The sequence below is a fragment of the Pseudomonas arvensis genome, from assembly GCF_056688935.1.
Window position 1 is genome coordinate 2,854,734 of record NZ_CP162038.1, and the last position, 16,722, is coordinate 2,871,455.

At 56.9% G+C, this 16,722-nt stretch carries 12 protein-coding genes and 2 pseudogenes; 10 read left to right on the top strand and 4 right to left on the bottom strand.

The features are described from left to right. The first annotated feature begins 11 nt into the window (after positions 1–11). Positions 12–1,472, top strand: a complete 1,461-nt coding sequence (gene xylB / locus AB3G88_RS12740) for a xylulokinase (RefSeq protein WP_480454229.1) — start codon at positions 12–14, stop codon at positions 1,470–1,472. Positions 1,473–1,586: 114 nt separating this feature from the next. On the opposite strand, the gene AB3G88_RS12745 is transcribed toward xylB, so the two are convergent. Then, complete coding sequence (locus tag AB3G88_RS12745) at positions 1,587–2,027, bottom strand: Lrp/AsnC family transcriptional regulator (protein WP_191947812.1); 441 nt, start codon at positions 2,025–2,027, stop codon at positions 1,587–1,589. A 109-nt stretch (positions 2,028–2,136) separates the two neighbouring features. On the opposite strand from AB3G88_RS12745, the gene AB3G88_RS12750 reads away from it, so the two are divergent. Further along, positions 2,137–3,042, top strand: a complete 906-nt coding sequence (locus AB3G88_RS12750; protein WP_480454231.1) for a DMT family transporter — start codon at positions 2,137–2,139, stop codon at positions 3,040–3,042. On the opposite strand, the gene AB3G88_RS12755 is transcribed toward AB3G88_RS12750, so the two are convergent. Both AB3G88_RS12755 and AB3G88_RS12760 read right to left on the bottom strand, forming a co-directional pair. Next, positions 3,020–4,999, bottom strand: a complete 1,980-nt coding sequence (locus tag AB3G88_RS12755; protein ID WP_099582928.1) for a peptidase U32 family protein — start codon at positions 4,997–4,999, stop codon at positions 3,020–3,022. The genes AB3G88_RS12750 and AB3G88_RS12755 overlap by 23 nt on opposite strands. A 70-nt stretch (positions 5,000–5,069) precedes the next feature. Beyond that, positions 5,070–5,450, bottom strand: a complete 381-nt coding sequence (locus AB3G88_RS12760) for a RidA family protein (protein WP_099582929.1) — start codon at positions 5,448–5,450, stop codon at positions 5,070–5,072. 181 nt (positions 5,451–5,631) lie between these two features. On the opposite strand from AB3G88_RS12760, the gene AB3G88_RS12765 reads away from it, so the two are divergent. Next, entirely contained in the window at positions 5,632–6,987 is a 1,356-nt protein-coding gene (locus tag AB3G88_RS12765; RefSeq protein WP_191947813.1) for a methyl-accepting chemotaxis protein, read from the top strand. Positions 6,988–7,061: 74 nt separating this feature from the next. On the opposite strand, the gene AB3G88_RS12770 is transcribed toward AB3G88_RS12765, so the two are convergent. Beyond that, the gene (locus tag AB3G88_RS12770; RefSeq protein WP_099582933.1) at positions 7,062–7,931 is read right to left on the bottom strand and encodes an oxaloacetate decarboxylase; all 870 of its coding nucleotides are present in this window, start codon (positions 7,929–7,931) and stop codon (positions 7,062–7,064) included. A gap of 299 nt (positions 7,932–8,230) precedes the next feature. On the opposite strand from AB3G88_RS12770, the pseudogene AB3G88_RS12775 reads away from it, so the two are divergent. The 7 genes and pseudogenes from AB3G88_RS12775 to AB3G88_RS12805 all read left to right on the top strand — a co-directional run bounded on the left by AB3G88_RS12775 (position 8,231) and on the right by AB3G88_RS12805 (position 16,653). Beyond that, positions 8,231–9,187, top strand: a pseudogene (locus tag AB3G88_RS12775) (ABC transporter substrate-binding protein). A gap of 16 nt (positions 9,188–9,203) precedes the next feature. After that, positions 9,204–10,526: pseudogene (locus AB3G88_RS12780) on the top strand (LLM class flavin-dependent oxidoreductase). A gap of 39 nt (positions 10,527–10,565) precedes the next feature. Continuing rightward, entirely contained in the window at positions 10,566–11,174 is a 609-nt protein-coding gene (locus AB3G88_RS12785; RefSeq protein WP_191958520.1) for a dTMP kinase, read from the top strand. Positions 11,175–11,959: 785 nt separating this feature from the next. Then, positions 11,960–13,843 (top strand): TnsB C-terminal domain-containing protein, encoded by a 1,884-nt coding sequence (locus AB3G88_RS12790; protein WP_480454233.1) that lies wholly within the window; start codon positions 11,960–11,962, stop codon positions 13,841–13,843. Further along, positions 13,840–14,826, top strand: coding sequence for a TniB family NTP-binding protein (locus AB3G88_RS12795; RefSeq protein WP_458285733.1), 987 nt, complete (start codon positions 13,840–13,842; stop codon positions 14,824–14,826). Before AB3G88_RS12790 ends, AB3G88_RS12795 begins: the two co-directional genes overlap by 4 nt. Then, on the top strand, positions 14,768–15,562 hold the full coding sequence (locus tag AB3G88_RS12800) for a hypothetical protein (RefSeq protein WP_480454235.1): 795 nt from the start codon (positions 14,768–14,770) through the stop codon (positions 15,560–15,562). Before AB3G88_RS12795 ends, AB3G88_RS12800 begins: the two co-directional genes overlap by 59 nt. A gap of 71 nt (positions 15,563–15,633) precedes the next feature. After that, positions 15,634–16,653 (top strand): TniQ family protein, encoded by a 1,020-nt coding sequence (locus tag AB3G88_RS12805; RefSeq protein WP_458285735.1) that lies wholly within the window; start codon positions 15,634–15,636, stop codon positions 16,651–16,653. Positions 16,654–16,722: the final 69 nt, after the last annotated feature.

Here is a 16,722-nt window from a genome sequence, read left to right on the forward strand (position 1 = left end):
ATAACCCACGTATGAACGGTCCTGTTTCCCTCGGTATTGATCTCGGCACTTCTGAACTCAAGGCCATCCTCATGGACACCGACGGTGCCGTGCTGGCCCATGCCGGCGTGCGCTTGAGTGTGTCGCGGCGCCACAGCGGCTGGTCCGAACAAGCCCCTGAAGACTGGTGGCAGGCCTGTCTACAGGCCTTGGACCAATTGCGTCGGCATGAGGCGTTTGCCCGTGTGGCCTGTATCGGGTTGTCCGGGCAGATGCACGGTGCGGTTTTACTCGGTGATGACGACCGCGTGCTGTACCCGGCGATCCTGTGGGACGACTCCCGCGCTGTGGCCGAAGCCGAGCAACTGGGGTCGGCGTTTGCCGACGTCACCGGCAGTTTGCCCATGGCCGGGCTGACCGCACCCAAACTGTTGTGGTTGCAGCGGCATGAGCCTGACGTGTTCAAGGCGATTGACTGCGTGCTGTCGCCCAAGGACTACCTGCGTCTGCGCCTGAGTGGTGAGCGCATCAGCGAGATGTCGGATGCCGCCGGTACGCTGTGGCTGGATGTGGCGCGCCGCGAGTGGTTCGCCCCGATGCTGCACGCAACAGGCCTCACGCCTGCGCAGATGCCCAGGCTGGTGGAAGGCGGTGCGCCGAGTACGCGTGTGACCGCGAGTGGCCTCGGTTTTTCAGCCGACGTTGTGATTGCCGGTGGTGGCGGTGATAACCCGGTGGCCGCTGTGGGGATCGGTGCAATCAACGCCGGTGACGGTTTCATCACCCTCGGCACCAGCGCGGCGATTGTGGCTATTACCGATCATGCGGCTGGCAACCCGACCAGCGCGGTCCATAGCTTCTGCCATGCGTTGCCCGAGCGCTGGTACACCATGGGCGCCATGCTCGCGGGCGCCAGTTGCCTGCGTTGGGTCACGCGACTGACCGGAACGGCGGATGAGCAAACGTTGCTTGATCAGGTCCAGGCGCAATTGCCGATCACCCAGGCGGTGCCGCTGAACACGCCGTTGTTTTTGCCGTACCTGGCCGGGGAGCGCACGCCCCATAACGATCCCTTGTTGCGTGGCGGTTTCATGAACCTGGGGCACGACTGCACACCGGCCATGCTCGGGTATGCGGTGATGGAAGGCGTTTGCTTTGGCTTGCTGGATGCGTTGCGCGCCGTGCAATCGGCTGGTGCCAGCGTGGGCGCCTGTGCGCTGGTGGGCGGTGGTGCACGTAGCGAGTATTGGGCGCAGTTGTTGGCCAATATCCTTCAGCGGGAAATTCATACCCTGCACGGCAGCGAGTTGAGCGCGTGTATCGGGGCGGCGAAGCTGGGGTTGCTGGCGGTGGGGCAGGGCGAGGAGTTGCTGGCCAAGGGCATGCCGGTCAAGGCGCGCTACCTGCCCGACGAGTCACAACAGCCAGTGCTGGAGGCGCGGTATGTCCAATTTCGAGCCTTACTGAGGGCTGCGCAGGCGCTGCGTAGTTGAAGCAATCAATATCCCCCGAGCTTTGGCGGGGCTGAGTGTGCGGTGTGCCTGACACTGCGCTGACGCAGCCTCGCTTGCGCTCGACAGCTACGCGACGAAGTGAGTACTTGGCATCTAGTCCGCCAACGGCGGCAAACGCCGCTTCACCGGGGTTTTCTTGACGATGGCGGTGTTGGTTTCGGCGTAGACGTTGAGGCGGTCGAGCAAGCTGTCGAGGTGGTCCATGGTGCGCACATGCAGGCGGGCGATAAAGCAGTCTTCGCCTGTCACCTTGTCGCACTCGGTGAACTCGGGGATCGCCTGGATCTGGCGTTCCACTTCCTGCAATTGGCCGGGCAGGGGGCGGATGCGCACGATGGCTTGCAGTAGATAGCCGAAGTGCTTGGGGTCCACGTCTACGGTGTAGTGGGTCAACACGCCGCGCTCTTCCAGGCGACGCAGGCGTTCACTGACGCTGGGCGAGGACAGCCCGGTAATGCCCGCCAGCATCTTGAGCGACAATCGCGAGTCGTCCATCAGCGCCGTGATCAGTTGCTGGTCGATAGTGTCAATCATGGTATTCGCCTAATAAGTAAAGGTGATCCGGGCATCTGGCCTGATTTAGTCGCTGGAGCCGCCACCCAGCAGATTGCCATAATTGAGCCTCACTTGAGGAGCTTCAATCATGGACACATCCATCCGTCGCGGTTTGTGGGAAATGGTCGCCGCCATGCTGATCTCCGGCACCATTGGCTGGTTTGTGCTGGTATCGGGCGTGTCGGTGATCGAAGTGGTGTTCTGGCGCTGCGTGATCGGCGGGCTGACGTTACTGCTGGTCTGTGCGCTGCTGGGTTACCTGCGCCTGGACCTGCTCAGTTGGGCCAAGCTGGGGTTGGCGATGCTCAGCGGCGTGGCCATCGTCGGTAATTGGCTGCTGCTGTTTGAATCCTATTCCCGTGCGTCCATCGCCATCAGTACGGCGGTGTACAACGTGCAGCCGTTCATATTGGTCATGCTGGCGGCGCTGTTTCTTGGCGAACGGATCACCGTGCAGAAGCTGGCCTGGCTGAGCGTGGCGTTCCTGGGGATGCTGGCAATCGTCACGGCCCATGGCGATCAACAAGGCAGTGGCGGGGATTATATGGCGGGCGTCGCGCTGGCGTTGGGTGCGGCGTTTTTGTATGCGGTCGCGGCGTTGATCATCAAGCGCTTGAAGGGCGTGCCGCCGCATTTGCTGGCATTGATCCAGGTGATCACCGGCACGTTGCTGTTGGCCCCGCTGGTGCCTTGGAACAGCTTGCCGCAGACGAGCTATGCCTGGCCGGCGTTGGTCACCCTCGGTGTGGTCCACACCGGGTTGATGTATGTGTTGCTGTACGGCGCGATCCAGAAACTGCCGACGGCCATGACCGGCGCGCTATCGTTTATCTACCCGATAGCGGCGATAGGTGTCGACTGGATTGCATTCGGACACCAACTGGGTTGGCTGCAATGGCTGGGAGTGGCAACGATTCTGCTGGCGGCTGCCGGGTTGCAGCGGGGCTGGTGGTGGCCCCGCTCCCGCAGTGTCAGTGCGTGCCCTGGAAGATGATTTTGTCCGGGTTGAAATGCTCAACCACGCTGCCCGGCTGCGGCAGGCCAAGGATATGCCCCTTGATCTTGCCCACCACGTGCATCTCGCACGGTTTGCAGTCGAACTTCAGTGTCAGCACTTCGTCGCCATGGATCAATTGCATCGGCGCGACCTTGGTTTTCACGCCCGTCACACCCTTGGCCTGTTTAGGGCACAGGTTGAACGAGAAACGCAGGCAGTGCTTGGTGATCATCACCGGCACTTCGCCGGTTTCTTCATGGGCTTCAAACGCCGCGTCGATCATCTGGACGCCGTGACGGTGGTAGAAGTCGCGGGCCTTCTGGTTGTAAACGTTGGCCAGGAACGACAAATGCGCTTCCGGGTACACCGGCGGCGGGGTGGTTTCGGCCTTGCGTCCACCACGGGGGTGGGCGGCGACACGGGCAGCCGTCAGTGCTTCGATCACTTCACGGCGCAATGCCTTGAGCTGAGAGTTGGGGATGAAGAACGCCTGGGGCGCGTCCAGCTTGATATCCGTTGCGTGGTACTCGGTGGTGCCCAGTTGGCCAAGCAGGTCGCGCAGGGTATCCAGCGCTTGCTCAGGCTTATTGGCCACGCCGAACGGGCCGGGCAGGGTAACGCCAGCACTGATGCCTTCTTCGCTGGTCGCGGTGATTTCCAGTTGCTCTTCACGCAGGCGCGCCACCCACGACAGGCCGATACGGCGCTCGGCTGAGGTCTTGAGCAGTGCCTGTTGCCAGTTATGGTCCAGGTTGCGGTTCAGCGGATGGTGCGGGCGCAACTGGTGCAGGCCGGCGGGCATTTCGTTCGGCTCGACGCGGTAGCGGTAGCGCTTCTGGCCGTCTTCCTCGAACTCGCCCTTGGGCTCGGCGATGTTGGCGCGGAACCCCACCACTTCACGTTTGACCAGCACGTTCAGGCCATCACCGTTGGACAACGGCTCATGGGTGACCACTTGCAGGTCGCGCTTGCCGGCTTTTTCCACGGTCCCTACCGGCAGGCCGGTGAAGGTCGGGGTATCGAAGGCGCCGATGTCGATCTTGCGGTCGCTGACGAAATAGTCGGTGCTGCCACGGTGAAAGGTTTTTTCCGGGTCAGGCAGGAAGAAGTGCACGGTACGGCCGCTGGATGCGCGGGCGAGGTCCGTGCGGTCTTCGAGCACATCGTCGAGGCGCTGGCGGTAATAGGCGGTGATGTTCTTCACATAACCCATGTCCTTGTAGCGACCTTCGATCTTGAACGAACGCACACCGGCTTCGACCAGGGCGCGGATGTTGGCGCTCTGGTTGTTGTCTTTCATCGACAGCAAGTGCTTTTCAAAGGCCACGACGCGGCCCTGATCGTCTTTCAAGGTGTACGGCAGGCGGCAGGCCTGGGAGCAATCGCCACGGTTGGCGCTGCGGCCATTTTGCGCGTGGGAGATGTTGCACTGCCCGGAGAACGCCACGCACAGGGCGCCGTGGATAAAGAACTCGATGGCGGCATCGGTCTCGTCGGCAATGGCGCGGATTTCTTGCAGGTTCAGCTCACGGGCCAACACCAACTGCGAGAAACCGGCCTGGTCGAGAAACTTTGCGCGGGCCAGGGTGCGGATATCGGTCTGGGTGCTGGCGTGCAGCTCGATGGGCGGAATATCCAGCTCCATTACGCCCAGGTCCTGCACGATCAACGCGTCGACACCGGCATCGTAGAGCTGATGGATCAGCTTGCGTGCGGGTTCCAGTTCGTTGTCATGCAAGATGGTGTTGATGGTGGTGAAGACGCGCGCATGGTAACGGTGGGCGAATTCTACCAACTGAGCGATATCGCTCACGTCGTTACAGGCGTTATGGCGAGCGCCGAAACTGGGGCCGCCGATGTAAATGGCGTCAGCGCCATGCAGGATCGCCTCGCGCGCGATGGCGACATCGCGGGCAGGGCTGAGCAATTCCAGGTGATGCTTGGGCATGGACATAGTTTTTTTAGTCAGGCTTGTCACGGTTGAGGCGCGCATTGTAGCTGTGAAATGCCTGACCGGCACGCACTCAGGCCTTGGCGGCCATCGCGGTCACTTCCACGCGCATGCCTTCTACCGCCAACGCAGCCACGCCAACCGCCGCACGCACGGGCCACGGCTTGGCGAAGAAGCGTTTGTAGACCTCGTTGAACGCGGCGCGATCGGCCATATCCGTCAGATAGATGGTCAGGTGCATCACCCGGTCCATGGAGCTGCCGGCCTTTTCCAGCGCGACTTTCAGGGCTTGCAGGGTGCATTCGCATTGCAAGGTGATATCGCCCAGCTCCAGGCTGCCGTCAGCGCGGGTCGGGATCTGGGTGGAGACCAGGATACCGTTGAAACCGATCACGTCGGAGGAGATGGAATCGGCATCAGGATCGGGGGTGTAGGACAGGTCGTGGTTGGCCATGGGTGCCTCTCGTTGGACGGTTCGTAAAGGCGCCCATGGTCCCCGAAATCAGCCGCTTGGGCAAACCCGCGGGAGCAGCTTTTTGACGCCAGAAAATAAATATCAACGCCGCGTAAAGTCGCGTATTCAGCCGCCGATAGCGAGTTAGAGATAGCTTCTGCACACGGTTGAGGTTCACGTCATGTTCAATACAACGCTTAAAACAGAACTGGCAGCCAGGACGGCCGAAGTCACCGAATACAAGGGACTGATTGCAGCACTCGAACGCTCCATGGCCGTGGTCGAATTTGACCTCAATGGCAAGGTGTTAAGCGCTAACGACAACTTTCTGCGGACGCTGGGTTACAGCCGCGAGCAGCTGGCCGGTAAATCCCATCGTGATTTTTGCTTGCCGGCGCTCACCAGCAGCCCGGCCTACGGCCAGTTCTGGGCGGACCTCAAGGCCGGCAAGTTTGTGTCGGGCAAGTTCAGGCGGGTGGACGCCCAAGGCAAGACCATCTGGCTTGAGGCCAGCTACAACCCGGTCCTGGATGAGGGTGGCCGGGTATTGAAAGTGGTCAAGTACGCGCTGGACATCACCACCAGCGTCGAACAGGAAGCGGCTACCCGCAGCAAACTGGCGGCGCTGGACCGGGCAATGGCTGTCATCGAATTCGACTTGAACGGCCAGGTATTGGATGCCAACGCCAACTTCCTGAACGTCATGGGGTATTCGCTGGCTGAGCTCAAAGGCAAACATCACCGCCTGTTTTGCGAACCCACCTTGATCAACAGCCACGAGTACGCCGACTTCTGGCGCCGCTTGAACAACGGCGAATTCTTCACCGGGCAATTCAAACGCCTCGGCAAACATGGCCGCGTCGTGTGGCTGGAAGCGAGTTACAACCCGGTCTACGACGGCGACGGCAAGCTGCTCAAGATCGTCAAGTTCGCGAGTGACATCACCGAACGCGTGGAGAAGTTCGAAGAAGACTCCCGTGGCGCCTCGCGGGCTTACCACATCTCGTCCGAAACCGAACGGTTTGCCGAGCACGGCACTCAGGTCATTCAGGAAACTGCCACGGAGATGCGCCGGATTGCTGAAAACATCGGCTCCTCGGCGCGCCTGGTCGGGCAACTGGGCGATCGTTCGGAGCAAATCACCGCGATCGTCAACACTATTCGTGGCATTGCCGACCAGACCAACCTGCTGGCACTCAACGCCGCCATCGAAGCCGCACGGGCCGGCGACCAAGGCCGGGGCTTCGCGGTAGTGGCCGACGAAGTCCGGCAACTGGCTGGCCGAACCAGCCGCTCCACGGCGGAAATCGCCGAGATGATCGGCATGATCCTCTCCGAAACCCGCGACGCGGTGACCAGCATGAATGCCACCCAAGAAGGCGCGCAACGTGGCGTTCAACTGGCGGACCAGGCAGGTTCGGTGATCTTGCAGATTCGCACCAGCACCAGCGATGCGGTGCAGGCGGTGAGTATGTTTGCGTCGAAGCTGGATGAGTCGGAGGTGATTCCCAAGGCTGCCGTAGGTTGGGTTGGCTGATAGCGGGGAGCAGATCAGCTTTTGTGGTGAGCGGGCTTGTCGAACCGTCGCACAGCCCGCGTTGGGACTGCTACCTACTCTTTGACGTCCATGAACTCTTCAGCCCACGCCACGTAGCTTTCGGGCAGCGTGTAGGTGTGCGTCAGTTCGGTCGCGCTGAGGTTGGAGGTGCTGTGGGTTAACTGGCGTTGGGCACGCAAGCTGTCGTAAGTGGCTTTGATTGCCGCGAAATAGGCGCCATGCCCGGCAACCACCACGCGCACGCCCAGGCTGGCCAGACGCTGGGCGTCGTTGAGCTTGGGATTGCCGTAAGTCACCAGCATCAAGGGAACGGTGAGCTTTTCTGCGATCTTTTCCAGGTGTTCGAAGTCGCTCACACCCACCATGCAGATCCCATCCGCACCGGCTTTTTGATAGGCCAGCGTGCGTTCGATCACCGCTTCGGTGGGCAATACACCCGCATTGGTCCGGGCAATGATCGACAGCTCAGGGTCGACACGGGCTTCCAGGGCGGCGCGGACTTTGCCGATGCCTTCCTCGATGGAAATCAGGTCAGTGGATTTACGCCCGAATTGCGCCGGCAGCAAGGTGTCTTCAATCGTCAATGCGGCCACGCCGGCGCGCTCTAGTTCTTCGACGGTGCGCATCACGTTGAGGGCGTTGCCGTAGCCGTGGTCGGCATCTGCAATAAACGGCAGTTGGGCCACACGCCCGATGCGCGTGGCCTGCTCAACGAACTCACTCAAGGTAATCAACGCAAAATCGGGCGCCGCCAATACCTGCAACGACGCGACTGACCCTCCCAGGATACCCACTTCAAACCCCAGGTCTGCCGCGATGCGCGCGGACATGGGGTCGAATACGGAAGCGGTTTCAACGCAGCTCGGCTTGGCAAGCAATTCGCGGAAGTTACGGCGCAGCGCTGAGTGAGATTTTTTGGGCATGTTCTATCCTGGCTCTGATCGTCATATGACGACTTATGTCTATTCGTGGTCGCGCGAGATTACCATGCAGGCGGTCCGGGGATTATGACGTTTGAGCATGGGGTATGCGCGAAACAGATGTAGCACGCCCAGCTAAAAATGCACGTAAGGCATTATTATAGAATTACGTTATGCGTTATCAGTATTTTACAGTGGCCGTGGCGCGCCTCATCGTATGGCGCAGATTATTCCTGTTAACACGACCGAGACCGTACGCACGGATCGACTTGAACTGCCTGACAAGGCATCTGGAGACGAACGTGCGTTACCTGACAACACTGGCGGCCGGGTTGGCCGCCGCCTTGCTGAGCCTGACCGCGACGGCGCAAACGCTGGTGGTTGGTGACTAAAGCTACAACGCCCAGGCCGTGATGGAAGCGGCGGGGGTGCTTGATGATTTGCCCTATACCCTGGAATGGAAGCAATTTACCGCCGGGTCGCCGGTTGCTGAGGCGCTCAATGTCGGCAGCCTGGATATAGGCCTGCTGGGGGATGCGCCGGTGCTGTTTCTGGGCGCATTGGGCGCGCCGATCAAAGTGATTGCGGTCAGCCGGCAAAGCCTCGACGGCGTGGCCATCCTGGTCAGCAAGGATTCGCCCATCAAGAGCCTTGCCGATCTCAAGGGCAAGCGTGCGGCGATATGGAAAGGCTCCTGGAGCCAGCAACTGCTGCTGACGGCGCTGGATAAAGCCGGCGTGGCCCGCGACTCGCTGGAGCTGCGCTACCTCAGCGCGCTGGACGCCTCCCATGCGCTGGAAGGCGGCTCGGTTGACGTCATCGCGACCTGGGAACCTTACGTGACGCAACAGGAACGCCAAGGTGCGCGGGTGCTCGCCACGGCTGAAGGCTTGATTCCAGCACAGAGTTTCATTGCCGCCAACGCCAGTGCCGTGGACGCCAAACGGGCGCCCATCAACGATTTTCTGCAGCGCCTGAAAAAGGCGCGTGACTGGGCTCGCCAAGCGCCGGCCAACACCGATGCCTACGCCGATGCGTGGGCCAAACGTACCCGGGCGGACGCGGATATCGCTCGAACCTGGTTTGCCCGTGCGCGCACCACCGTAGAGCCCGTGACCGCCCAATCTTCCGTTGAAGCGCAAAAGACCGTGGACTTTTTTACCGGCCAGGGCTTGGTCAAGTCTTACTCGGCCGCCAGCCTGTTCGATGACTCGTTCGCGGCGTCCTTGCAGCCTGCCGTTGCCAATAAACAGCCGTGAACAGGAAGCCTCTGCAATGACCAAACGACAACTCAAACTGGGCGCCCTGACCATGGGCAGCGGCGGGCCGGGTCGCCACAACTTGTGGCTTGACCCGCAGCTGCCAGCAGATGCCAGCGTCAACATCGACTGGTACATCGACATTGCGCGTCAGGCCGAAGCGGCGCTGTTCGACCTGATATTCATCGTCGACAGCCAGTTCATCACGCCGGGCTCGCCGTCCCATTACCTCAATCGCCTGGAACCACTGACCCTGTTATCGGCGCTCGCCGTGAGCACCCGCCATATCGGCCTCGTCGGCACGCTGACCACGTCTTACAACTCGCCGTACAACGTGGCGCGGCGCCTGGCTTCATTGGACCTGATCAGCAAAGGTCGTGCAGGTTGGAACGTGGTGACCAGCGGCGATGCCGGTACTGCGGGCAATTACAGCCGGGATGAACACTACGACTACGACACACGCTACGGCCGCGCGGTCGAACATGTCCAGGTGGTGCAGGGGTTGTGGAACTCCTACGAGGAGGAAGCATTCGTGCGCGACCGGGCGACCGGGCAGTTTTTGGATCCCAGCAAGCTGCATAGCCTGAACCACCAGGGCGAACACTTTTCGGTGGTCGGCCCGTTGAATATCCAACGTTCAGCGCAAGGCCAACCGGTGATCTTCCAGGCCGGTGATTCGCAGCAGGGCCGCGAGCTGGGTGCTGCGACGGCGGATGTGATCTTCACCCATGCTGCGAGTATCGAGCAGGGCTAGGCTTTCTATCAGGATATAAAGGGCAGGGCGGTGCAACAGGGGCGCGACCCGGAGCAATTGCTGGTGATGCCGGGCGCCGAGATTTATGTCGGCGACACCGATGCACACGCGCGGGAAATCGAGCAGCACTATCATCAGGCCGACCATAGCTTTGAGCTCGCACTGAAGGAGTTTGGGCGCAATTTCGGCTGGCATGATTTCAGCCAGTACGACCTCGATGCGCCGTTTCCACAGCAAAGTCTGGAAGCGGCACGCAGCAGCTTCTTTACTGCCGCCAAACGCATTGCAGATCATGCACGGGAAAAAGGCTTCACGTTGCGTCAGACCGTGGAGTTTGGCCGGCAGTTGCGTCCGGGCGCGTTTGTGGGATCGGCTGAAACCGTCGCACGGAAAATGGCCGAATGGTTCGAAGCACGGGCTGTGGATGGGTTCAACATCTATATAGGGCATCCGCAGCAGTTCACGCGGTTTACCCAGGAAGTGATCCCTTTGTTACAGGCGCGAGGTGTGTATCGCACGGCGTATGAAGGCACGACGTTGCGCGAAAGCCTGGGCCTTGTGATTCCAAGGTTCGTGCGCGAGTGATGCTAGAGTGCGCATCGGTTTTCAACTGATGTATGAAGAATGAGTTCTCAGCTGTTTATTACCCTGGATGGGCCCAAGGGCGTTGGCAAAACTACGCTTTTGGAGGCCGTCACGACCGTACTGAGGGCAGACAACCTGAAGGTGATCCGGCTTTGCGAAAGCAAAAGTGACCCACATCGAGCGCAAACGATGGCCCTCGTCAACGAACTCGTCAGACATCCAAGTCGGGAATTGGAATTGAGGGTTTGCGAGCGTTTTGCTGAGAGTCGGGCGTGGATCACTCAGCACGTGCTGCCCAAACAGCCACGGGACAGCATCATATTGATTGATCGTTGGTACCCATCGGACGCAGCGTTTCGCCGGACCGTGCCGTTCGCAGAGATTCTTCAGTTGAACCTTGATCGAAACGTGCGAGTGCCAGACCTGCACGTCGGCGTCGTCACCGCGCCTGAGATCTCATGGGCGCGAGCGGCAGCACGACGGCGCGGGTTAAGCAGTACGGTCATGCATGCGCTGGAAGAACATGTTGCCAGCACCCAGGCGTTTGAGCAGGCGGCTGCCGAACATGGCTGGGTGTTGTGCCGTAATGAAGGAACGATCGAAGAGGCAACGATGCAGGTGGTGGCTGAGATTCAGAGAGTGGTGTGAGTCAATCAGTTAGCCGCCACCAGTAACCCATAGCTCATCCCTAATCCATTGATGCAGCAAGAGCACGAGCGCAGTTTTCAATAACTGGTAGCTTTCGTGCAACGAAAGCTCTCGCTTCATGAAATGGTAGCTTTATTTTATTCTTCATAATCAACAGTATAGCTCAGCCTTCAAAGAATGTTTGAAATTTGAAACATTGCTGCTAAACCTTGATGCAAGGTCTGGTATTGGAGCACAACATGTTCTACGCAGGGGCAATGGGAATACAGCGCAGCGATGGGGGCATGTGCCTTATAAGCAGTCTGACATGCCAGGATGGCAGGGTACGGTTAGTACGCCTGGCGACCGGCGCTGTGAGGACGGCCAAGGCTGAAGACATCTTGCTCCTGCAGCCTCGGCAATTCCTCGTCCAGTTCAACAATCACATGCTGGAGATGGTATCGACATCACATAGTTTGGAATCGAAGACCGCCGGAGCAGAAAAGCCCGTTCCAGCGTCGACCATTAAACTCATAAAACACTATTTTGAAATCGTTAGGAGCGACCCATCACGCAAGCATGAATGTTGTTTTCTACAAGAGTTCATTATATCAAGTGTTTGGCATTATGAGTTAGGTATGCCTATGACGAGCAGGATAATTATGGTCAGTAAGATTCAAAATATTTTTGGATATATTGATATGAGTTGCCCAAGCAAATCACTTCTATATTGTCGCTTTGTAAATCTTAAGCGCTCAATAGCTCTAAGTGGTCAATAGTCGTAAGCTTATCTTGGGGGCTTGACTATGGAGCTTGACCAGAGCACTCCGGTTTTCATTGAAAGCGTACCTGGCAAAGTCTTCAGCATCAGGGGCTATGATGCTACCACTAATCTAGTTTCCGTCCAGTCACTTGATTTGGCTGAAACGCACAGCGTACCTGTTAGCGAGATAGTACCTTTTGACTCCGGAATCGCAACGTCGCTTTTTGAAGCATCTCTGCAACTGCGTAAACAGCAGGATATCCTCAACAGCGAGGACGAAACCCGCATTGCAAACGAATATGATAGCGATGAAGTTAGCGAAGCTCAAAAAATAACTTCAATAATAGTTAAATTTCAAGCCAAGAAGATCGACTTGGAAACTGCTTTGGCTGAGGCGGGAATGGCATTTAGCACTTTCAAGAAACGACGGAAGCTCTACAACGAGGATCCCCGGTGGCAGTCCCAGTTACCCCGAAAGTCTGGGCGGCGTTTAGGCGAGGGGACTATAAGGCCTGAAATCGAAATCATAATAGCAGAAGCGTTTGACTCCCATTATACTGGCTACGGCGCAAACTACCAGCTTGTGTACGACGAAGTCGTGACACGTTGTGATGGAAGAGGCTTGAAATCACCATCCCAGACTACTATGTGGCGCAGGCTCAGCGCGATATCAGAAAAAATAAAAGTAAAGGAACAACTGGGCCCGGATATAGCAAATAAACGATTTAGGGCTTTCCCAGCTATCGATCACATAAATCCGATGAAATGGCTTCATGTCGATCATACGCCGACAGATATAGTCTTGGTGCATGAGGATACAAGAGAACCCCTAGGCAGAGCATGGTTGACGGTTGTCAGTAACCCATTCTTTAACGCAGTAATGGGTTTTTCCATAAGCTATAATGCTCCAAATCGAGCGAGTGTTGCAGCGGCTATCCACCATGCAATGATGCCCAAGGCCAGGTTCATGACTGAGCTCGGGCTTTCTAATTATAGTTGGCCTATGCACGGCACTGGAGAAGGTTACATCGTTGATGGCGGCTCAGACCTCAATGCAAAAACCGTTCGCAAGGCTTTTGATCTTTACGGTATACACCATGAACGGCGGATGAGACCTCAGTCAGGTGGTGCGGTGGAGAATGATCAGGGAGTTATCAATCGCTTTTGCCTCCAAACATTGGCTGGCAGTACGGGCTCTGCGCCCCTTAAAAGTCCAGATTTCGACCCTGAAACTGCAGCGCGGTATTCAATCAAAGAAATTACTAAGATAGTTGCCATCGACATTTGCAAAAACCACAACACTGGCGGTGAGGGTGGACTAACCGCTAATATGAGGTGGGACAAGGTATACGGTATTCATGACGGCGTTCTAAAGTTACCACCGGTCATGAATGACCCCCTTGGATTTATGATTGAGATGCTACCTTCAAGTAGGGTTACGGTTCGGCCTGCCGGAATTGTAACTAGATACATTCCTTATGAGCATGGGCCTTACTTTAACAAGATCGGAAGTATGGTGTCGATAAAAATTGACATCAATAATTTGCATAGGATATGGGTTAAGCATGATGGGAAGTGGAAGCCTTTGCGTACCCTCAGGCCTTCTAAAACGCCAAGAACACTCTTGGAATACAAGATCCAACAAAAGCAGGGCCTCCAGCGTGGGCAGCTTACGCAGGAAGGAATGGCTCTCCACAGAGAGTTCAACAAGGCAACAGGCCGAGATAAGGAGACTACCCGCTCGGTTTTAAGGGCTCAGGAGAGTGCTGCGCAGGCCGAATGGATTGGCCCTTTCAAGGATATGGATGGAGATAGGGCACCTACTGGCTCACAAGAGGGTGTTACTTCATCTTCCAAAACCTCGACAACCGCTTCTCCATCCTCCAGGCGCGTCGTGAGAGCTTTCACTGGAGATGACGACTTATGATCCAGCTAAGCCCAGGCACACGCAAGCTTCTTGACCTTCCACCCGCTGAGCGTGCGTTGAAGTGTGCTCGTGACATCTGGGTTAACTATCCTGCCGCAGGCGTCGCCACAAATATGGTGAAGCATCTTGCCTCTCTTCCTAGGCGCGCATCGAACCCAGGCCTGGCGTTGATTGGAAGTCCAGGCGTTGGCAAAAGCTATCTGGCCCAGCGTTGGGAGAAGGAGAGCTTCAAGCACGGGTCTGGGTGGCAAGGCAGGGTGCTCTACATCGATATGAGTGAAGAAACATCAAAATTATCATCTGACGTAGAAATAAGAATGCTTCAAGTTATTGGCATGCTTTACAGAGGGCAACCGTTCAGCTCTAGCCATCAGGACTATCTTTCGGCTATCCGGGCCGTGAAAGCCCTCAATATTCGAGTGGTGGTTTTTGATGAGATCCGGGATCTACAAGAAAGGCTAACCAAAACCAGTGTTAAAAAGTGCCTTTCAGCATTGAAAGGCTTTTCAGGCAGGAATTGGCAGTTGAATGTGGTCGTGGTGGGCGTATCCCTCTTGTCAGAAATGCTGGATGGGGATGATCAGCTAGGCACCCGGTACGCGCTTAGGAAAATGGAACTGCCCGATTGGAGCTATGGGATCCAATCGGATGGGTCGATAGATCTAACGTCAGAGATCTTTCAAGCCATGCTCCTGGGAGTCATGTGTTACATGCCGTTGAGGGGCCAGTCCGATGTAGAGAGCCACGAGTTCCTCAGCACGTTGCAGCAACTCGCATCCACAAAATACTCCGAAACAGTCAGGCGAGACGTGTGCCCGTTGCGTTCAGTAATGGATCTTGTCACAGAGTCCTGCATGCAGGCCATTTTGTCGGGCGAGGAGCGGATAGACGCCAAAAGCCTCCTGCGCACGAAGGAGCGAATGCTTGGCAATTTCGACGCTGACGAATACATCGAGCACTACTCACGGCGCAATCCGGCTTGAGTTGATCAGTATGGACTCCGCAACTGTTTCCTACATGGCTGGGGAGTTTTGGGTCAACACCCCCCTATCTAAATTAATTTTTGAGCGGTGTCTGTCCCATGCCGCTGTAGCCAGCCTGACCGAGGTTGAGATTCCCTTGGTGGTGTGTATCGCTGGTATGACGGGATCTGGATTGTCGGGTGTTGGACGGCAGCTCGGGGTAAGGCTGCGTAGGTCACATCACACACTAATACTCGATCAGCCTCTGATGACTGGTAGTCAGTACCTGCTAGGCAAGATCATCTATTCAATGCGTTTGTCACTCAGTACGGTCGTTGAGCCGGTACTGCACTTGCCCCTGACCTACGAAGAAGCTCTCAGGTTGAGACGCTATCATGCCCTCATCGTTGAGGACGCTCAGGATCTCTTGCATGGGACGAAGTCGGTCGTCCGGTCTAATCTTGGAGCGCTGGCCTACCTCCTGCGCATGGGGCACTTCAAGATTGTTTTTTTGACGGCCGACCCGATCGCTATCGGGCAGTACTCCGATTATCTACTGTCCGCTGACATAAGGGTTGAGGTGCTTGAGCTATCTACATTCGATCTTGATGAAAGCTTTGAGAGCTTCGTTGATGCCATCTGTGCCCGAGTTGGGGATGCCTCTAAGCCCTACGGCGGTCGATACTCAGATGTGCATGAGCTGACGGGTGGCAAAATGGGAAGCGTTGTCCGGTTACTACGGGAAGGCTGCGTATGAGAGGCCGGAGAGCCCAGCGTGATACCAATGTGGGGGGTGAGCCTTTCCAATTTCATGGTCTCATCAAACCCGTGTACGACGAGACCCTTTCCTCATGGCTGGTAAGGGTTGCCTTGAGCGAATCTGTCTTGCCTCCTTGGGTTGTCACCGCTCTGGACATGATCACCGCTCCAAACCCTGAATTTGACGATCCTGACCAGCTCTATTTGCATGAGCGCCTAATGGCAGAGATGCCTCCAGGGGTTCAGAGCGTCATCCAGAGTTATTTCCACATATCTCAGGAGCTCCATGTGCCGTACGCCGCGAGCCATGCCTATTGCCACGTGTGCCTGCAGGGCGACATAGCTGCTGGAAGGGCGCCGTCCTGGCGTCGAGCTTGGCGACTGAAAGGGCGTGCACTCTGCCATGCGCATCCGCGGCCTGTTTTGCTGAGCCGATTGAATTCAGCGAAGTACGACATCGCAAAAAAACCGTGGGCTGCGTTCAGTGAATATGTCGAAAGCCCCGCGCCTCGACTTAAAACCAGCTATGTCCTTACCTATTTTACAAAAGAGCTGATTGGCACCGTTGACCGCAAGCTCAACGTGTTGCTCAAGCGTGTTGAAAATTGGTATGTCGGATCGGTGCTAAAGCGAGATGTGGAAGAGCTGTCCCCTGAGGCTGCCAATTTTCTACTTGTCCTATGGATGCATTACTTAGGCTCAGGAAGTGACGGATGCGGGGTGGCAATAAACTTGGCATTCAATAGTAGGGGTGGGCATCTTGTTGCACGTACCTCTGCCAAAAGTCCGTTAAGCACAATATACACTGCGAATCCGCGCGCACTAGCTGTTGGTTATTGGCTTCTAGGTGTGTCGTACGACGTAATCACCTTAGAAGAGGCGAAATTTATACGGAGGGCTCTATACAGTAACTCAATGCTGTTTCCTGTTGATAGGCACGAACTGGCTGCATATAGTCGCAGTGGGCTATCGTCCGAATCTTTGCGGCCTGTGCTCAAAGCCCTTCGTAAAAGTTTAGCTGGCAACGGCCGTGTTCAAATTGCTTGGTTAGGGCTTCCCCGGTGGTTGGCCTGGAATTTTAAAGACTAACAAAACTTAGCCATTAAACAAATTGAGTATGGAATCATAGCAGGCTGATCAAATCTGTTTTTACCAACC